The 5499-nt window shown below is 73.7% G+C and carries 6 protein-coding genes; 4 read left to right on the top strand and 2 right to left on the bottom strand.

Annotated features, from left to right (window positions below; genetic code table 11):
• Positions 1–89: 89 nt before the first annotated feature.
• Positions 90–338: an antitoxin gene (locus AB0O40_RS37415; protein WP_365050699.1), complete on the bottom strand. Its 249-nt coding sequence runs from the start codon at positions 336–338 to the stop codon at positions 90–92.
• A gap of 26 nt (positions 339–364) precedes the next feature.
• Positions 365–583, bottom strand: a complete 219-nt coding sequence (locus AB0O40_RS37410) for a gliding motility protein (protein ID WP_365050696.1) — start codon at positions 581–583, stop codon at positions 365–367.
• A gap of 162 nt (positions 584–745) precedes the next feature.
• Here AB0O40_RS37410 and miaA point away from each other — a divergent pair, with 162 nt between their 5' ends.
• The 4 genes from miaA (at position 746) to AB0O40_RS37390 (ending at position 5462) form a co-directional block, all read left to right on the top strand.
• Entirely contained in the window at positions 746–1684 is a 939-nt protein-coding gene (gene miaA, locus AB0O40_RS37405) for a tRNA (adenosine(37)-N6)-dimethylallyltransferase MiaA (protein ID WP_365050693.1), read from the top strand.
• A gap of 133 nt (positions 1685–1817) precedes the next feature.
• Entirely contained in the window at positions 1818–2288 is a 471-nt protein-coding gene (locus AB0O40_RS37400) for a hypothetical protein (protein WP_365050702.1), read from the top strand.
• A 75-nt stretch (positions 2289–2363) separates the two neighbouring features.
• Positions 2364–3239: a diaminopimelate epimerase gene (gene dapF / locus AB0O40_RS37395; RefSeq protein ID WP_365050690.1), complete on the top strand. Its 876-nt coding sequence runs from the start codon at positions 2364–2366 to the stop codon at positions 3237–3239.
• A 141-nt stretch (positions 3240–3380) separates the two neighbouring features.
• Positions 3381–5462 carry an HD domain-containing protein gene (locus tag AB0O40_RS37390; protein ID WP_365050687.1) on the top strand — a complete coding sequence of 694 codons (2082 nt, stop codon included), beginning with the start codon at positions 3381–3383 and terminating at the stop codon, positions 5460–5462.
• The last annotated feature ends 37 nt before the right edge of the window (positions 5463–5499 follow it).

Genomic DNA, 5499 nt, shown 5'->3' with positions numbered 1-5499 from the left:
CGCCAGCCGCCCGCGTAGGTGCCGAGCGACAGCATCACGGCGCAGGCGATCTGCACCCAGACCTCCCGTGTGCGGCGGGGTGACCGGGATCAGGAAGACGGCGTGGCCGGCGGGGTGCCGCCCGGCTCGTCGTGGTGGGCGATCTTGCCCAGCGCGTCCTTGGCCTTGTCCGTGCCGGTCGCGATCTTCTCGCTGTACTTGCCCTTGGTGCGGGAGTCGACGGCCTTGGCCATCTTGTCCAGGCCGTCCGAGAGCTTGCCCTCGTGCTGCTGGGCGAGGTCACCGACCTTGTCCTTGGCGGGCGCGAGCTTGGCCTTCAGATTGTCCAGCAGGCCCATGGGTCACCTTCTCTTGGCGGGGATCCTTATGTACGGGCGCCCTCGCCGGCCCCGCTGTCCGCGGCCTGCTCCACCGACTGCTGCTTCGGGATCTCCACGCCCTCCGCGGAGCCGGCCTCGGACTGCTCCGCGGCCCCGGCCTCTTCGGTGTCGGCGGCCTCGGGCTCCGCCGTGAGGGTGGCCGCGGCGGCCTCCTCCGTGGAGGCCTCGGCCTTCTTGCGACGGAACCGGCTGAAAACGCCCATGTCTACTCCAATAACGTTACTCGTGGGGAGGAAGTTCCGCGTGGCCGCAAGCGGCCGAACGGGCTATACCCGGGCCGGAACCCCGTCAGGGCAACGAACCCGTGAGGGGGCCGTCACGTAACTCGTTCGGGGACCGGGCCGCGGGTTTGCGAGACTGGTTCGGTGAAAAGCACAGCGTCCGCACCCCGCGTCATCGCCGTCGTCGGCCCCACCGCGGCCGGAAAGTCCGATCTGGGTGTCCACCTCGCCCGGCACTTCGGCGGCGAGGTCGTCAACGCCGACTCCATGCAGCTCTACCGCGGGATGGACATCGGCACCGCCAAGCTGACGCCCGAGGAGCGCGGCGGCGTCCCGCACCACCTCCTCGACATCTGGGACGTCACCGAGACCGCCAGCGTCGCCGAGTACCAGCGCCTGGCCCGCGCCGAGATCGACCGGCTGCTCGCCGAGGGCCGCACCCCGGTCCTGGTCGGCGGCTCCGGGCTGTACGTCCGCGGGGCCGTCGACGCCCTGGAGTTCCCCGGCACCGACCCCGAGGTCCGGGCCCGGCTGGAGGAGGAACTGACGCTGCGCGGACCCGGCGCCCTGCACGCCCGGCTCGCCGCCGCCGACCCGGCCGCCGCGCAGGCCATCCTGCCGAGCAACGGCCGCCGGATCGTCCGGGCCCTCGAAGTCATCGAGATCACCGGCCGCCCCTTCACCGCCAACCTGCCGGGCCCCGACTCCGTCTACGACACCGTGCAGATCGGCGTGGACGTGGGCCGCCCCGAGCTCGACGAGCGGATCGCCCTGCGGGTGGACCGGATGTGGGAGGCCGGACTGGTCGAGGAGGTCCGGACCCTGGAGGCGCAGGGCCTGCGCGAGGGCATCACCGCCTCCCGGGCCCTGGGCTACCAGCAGGTGCTGGCCGCCCTCGCGGGCCGCTGCACCGAGGAGGAGGCCCGCGCCGAGACGGTGCGCGCCACCAAGCGGTTCGCCCGCCGGCAGGACTCCTGGTTCCGCCGCGACCCCCGGGTGCACTGGCTCAGCGGAGCCGTCGAGGACCGCGCGGAACTCCCCGGACTCGCGCAGTCGTTGGTCGAACGAGCGGTTACAGCCTGATCACGTGATGGCATCGGGACGCCCCGGGCGCGTATGGCGGGCCCGGTGGCGTGCCATCATCAAATTCCCGCAGTTCATGCGCAACGGCGGGTGACGTCAGCGAGCGAAGTCCGAGTGGGGAGGGCGCGTGGCGATGGAGGCCGGCCCTCGTGACACCGGGCGGGACGGCACGGGCGGAGTCCCGGAGGCCGGGATGCCCGGCCTCGGCCTGCCCGCGGACCCGGCCCGGCTGACCCCGGACGGCCCCGATCACGAGACCGTCGTACCCGAGGTCGAGGTCGAGCTGCGCCCGCAGCGCCGGCTGCGCATCTGGCAGCTGGCGCCGATCGTGGTCCTCGCCGCCGCCGGTTCGCTCATGTTCGCCTTCCCGCTCGCCTTCGAGTTCGGCGACGGCGGCGCCGTGGTCGCCATGCTCGGCCTGCTCATCAGCTGCTGCGCCGGCGGCTGGGGCATGATGGCCGCCCGCCGGGTCGGCTACTCCTGGCCCGGACTGCCCGCCCGCGGCTCCGGCGAGCGCCCCGACTGGCGCATCGTCCTGCTCTACGCCGTCGTCGTCGCCACCGCCGCCGTGCTGGCCATCTGGCGGGTCGCCCGGCTCCGCTGAAGCCGCCGGTCAGGGCCCCGTCCCAGCCCTCGGGCGGTGCCGCCGGGACCGGCGGGGGCTTTGTACGATGGCCGCGTGACCATCGCACAGCTCGCCTTCCTCAAGGGCCACGGGACCGAGAACGACTTCGTGATCATCCCGGACCCGGACAACGCCGTCGACCTCCCGCCGACCGCCGTCGCCCGCCTGTGCGACCGCCGGGCCGGGATCGGGGCCGACGGGGTCCTGCACGTCGTCCGGTCCGCCGAGCACCCCGAGGCGCGCGCGATGTCCGACGTCGCCGAGTGGTTCATGGACTACCGCAACGCCGACGGCTCGGTCGCCGAGATGTGCGGCAACGGCGTCCGGGTCTTCGCCCGCTACCTCCAGCACGCCGGCCTGGCCGGCGACGGCGAGCTGGCCGTGGCCACCCGCGGCGGCGTCAAGCACGTCCGCCTCGCACCCGGCGGCGGCGTCACCGTCTCCATGGGCCGCGCCGTGCTCCCCGAGGGACCGGTCACCGTCTCCGTCGGCGAGCGCAGCTGGCCCGCGCGCAACGTCGACATGGGCAACCCGCACGCGGTGGCCTTCGTCGAGGACCTGGCCCACGCCGGCAACCTGTACAGCCCGCCGCCGTTCAGCCCCGCCGAGGCCTACCCCACCGGCGTCAACGTCGAGTTCGTCGCCGACCGGGGCCCCCGGCACGTCGCCATGCGCGTCCACGAGCGCGGTTCCGGCGAGACCCGCTCCTGCGGCACCGGCGCCTGCGCGGTGGCCGTCGCCACCGCCCGCCGGGACGGCGCCGACCCCGCCCTGACCGGCGAGAGCGTCAGCTACACCGTGGACGTCCTCGGCGGCACGCTCGTCATCACCGAGCACCCCGACGGCGAGATCGAGATGACCGGACCCGCCGTCATCGTGGCCGAAGGCGAGATCGATCCGGCCTGGCTGACCGAAACGGCTTTCGCCTAGAGCTTCCCTCGAATGGGTGATCCGTTTCACGCTGAGCGAGAGCGGCACTCCGCCACGTGGTGGGGTCGGTAGCATCAGACACCGGCCCCTGAGGGCTCACCCCATGCCCGCCACCGCCGGTAGAAGCCGCCGGAGGTGCCCATGAGTGCAGAGGCCACGAACCCCGACGCGGTCCCGGAGGTCCGCTCCGGCGCTGCAGCTCCCGTCCGCCGACGCGGCCGGACCCGCCTCGACCTGCGCAGGCTCGGCCGGGCCGCGCTGCTCGGTCCCGCCTCGCGGGACCGCCTGCCGGACGCCATCGGCCATGTGGCCGAGGCGCACCGGGCCCACCATCCCGACGCCGACCTCGGGGTGCTGCGCCGGGCGTACCTCCTCGCGGAGTCCTCGCACCGCGGCCAGATGCGCAAGAGCGGGGAACCGTACATCACGCATCCGCTCGCGGTGACCCTGATCCTCGCCGAACTGGGCGCCGAGACCGTGACGCTGACGGCCTCCCTGCTGCACGACACCGTCGAGGACACCGAGGTGACCCTCGATCAGGTGCGCGCCGAGTTCGGCGAGGAGGTCTGCTTCATCGTCGACGGCGTCACGAAACTGGAGAAGGTCGACTACGGCGCCGCCGCCGAGCCCGAGACCTTCCGCAAGATGCTCGTCGCCACCGGCAACGACGTCCGCGTCATGTCCATCAAGCTCGCCGACCGGCTGCACAACATGCGCACCCTCGGCGTGATGCGGCCCGAGAAACAGGCCCGGATCGCCAAGGTCACCCGGGACGTGCTGATCCCGCTGGCCGAACGGCTGGGCGTACAGGCCCTCAAGACCGAGCTGGAGGACCTGGTCTTCGCGATCCTCCACCCCGAGGAGTACGAGCGCACCCGCGCGCTGATCGCCTCGCACGCCGCCGAGCTCGATCCGCTGCCCGCCATCGCCGAGTCCGTGAAGGGCGTGCTGCGCGAGGCAGGGATCGCCGCGCAGGTGCACATCAGACCCCGGCACTTCGTCTCCGTCCACCGCATCACCCTCAAGCGCGGGCAGTTGCGCGGCTCCGACTTCGGCCGGCTGCTCGTCCTGGTCGGCGAGGACGCCGACTGCTACGGCACGCTGGGGGAGCTGCACACCTGCTTCACCCCGGTGGTCTCCGAGTTCAAGGACTTCATCGCGGTCCCCAAGTTCAACCTGTACCAGTCCCTGCACACCGCCGTCGCCACCGGCGGGCACGTCGCCGAAGTCCTCATCCGCACCCACCAGATGCACCGGGTCGCCGAGGCCGGGGTGATCGCCCTGGGCAACCCGTACGCCCCCGCCGAGCCGGTGGACACCGGCGAGGAGCGGGTCGACCCGACCCGGCCCGGCTGGCTCTCGCGGCTGCTGGACTGGCAGCAGTCCGCGCCCGACCCCGACACCTTCTGGAGCTCGCTGCGCGAGGAGCTGGCCCAGGACCGGGAGATCACCGTCTTCTCCGCCGAGGGCGGCCGGCTCGGCCTGCCCGCCGGGGCCAGCTGCGTGGACGCCGCCTACGCGCTGCACGGCGAGGCCGCGCACGGCTGCATCGGGGCCCGGGTCAACGGCCGGCTGGCCGCCCTGGGCACCCGCCTGGCCGACGGGGACACCGTCCAGCTGCTGCTCGCCCAGGACGCCTCCTCGGGGCCCGCCCCGGACTGGCTGGAGCACGCCCGCACCCCGGCGGCCCGGATCGCCATCCGCAGCTGGCTGCGCGAGCATCCGGGCCACACCCGGATGCCCCCCGCCGCCCCCCGGGCCCCGGGGCCCATGGTCGGCGCCCGCGGCGGCGGCGGGAACGCCGTGGCCGACCTGCCGGACGCGACCGTCCGCCTGGCCGGCTGCTGCACCCCCGTCCCGCCCGACCCGGTCGCCGGGTTCGTGGTGCGCGGCGGGGCGGTCACCGTCCACCGGGTGCAGTGTCCGGCCGTGGCGCAGATGCGCTCGCTGGGCCGCACCTCCGTCGCCGTGCACTGGCGGGCCACCGCCGACTGCCGGGTCACCCTGGTCGCCGAATCGTTCGGCCGCCCCCACCTGCTGGCCGACCTCACCGAGGCGATCTCCCGCGAGGGCGCCGACATCGTCTCCGCCACCGTCGAACCCCCGAGCGAGCAGCGGGTCCGGCACACCTACACGCTCCAGCTCCCCGACGCGACGGTGCTGCCCACCCTGATGCGGGCCATGCGCGACGTGCCCGGCGTCTACGACGTCAGCCGCGTCTGACCGGCTCCCCCTTACGGGTGGGACCCGTCGCGCGCCG

It is taken from the genome of Streptomyces sp. NPDC089919 (genome assembly GCF_040684615.1).
In the GTDB taxonomy this organism is placed as follows: Bacteria; Actinomycetota; Actinomycetes; order Streptomycetales; family Streptomycetaceae; genus Streptomyces.
Note: the sequence above shows the minus strand (reverse complement) of the source record. Positions and strands in the feature narration are given on the sequence as shown.

Excerpts from the sequence above, each read along its gene's own strand:
- AB0O40_RS37415 (WP_365050699.1), bottom strand. The coding sequence starts at position 338 with ATGGGCCTGCTGGACAATCTGAAGGCCAAGCTCGCGCCCGCCAAGGAC.
- AB0O40_RS37390 (WP_365050687.1), top strand. The coding sequence starts at position 3,381 with ATGAGTGCAGAGGCCACGAACCCCGACGCGGTCCCGGAGGTCCGCTCC.
- AB0O40_RS37400 (WP_365050702.1), top strand. The coding sequence starts at position 1,818 with ATGGAGGCCGGCCCTCGTGACACCGGGCGGGACGGCACGGGCGGAGTC.
- AB0O40_RS37410 (WP_365050696.1), bottom strand. The coding sequence starts at position 583 with ATGGGCGTTTTCAGCCGGTTCCGTCGCAAGAAGGCCGAGGCCTCCACG.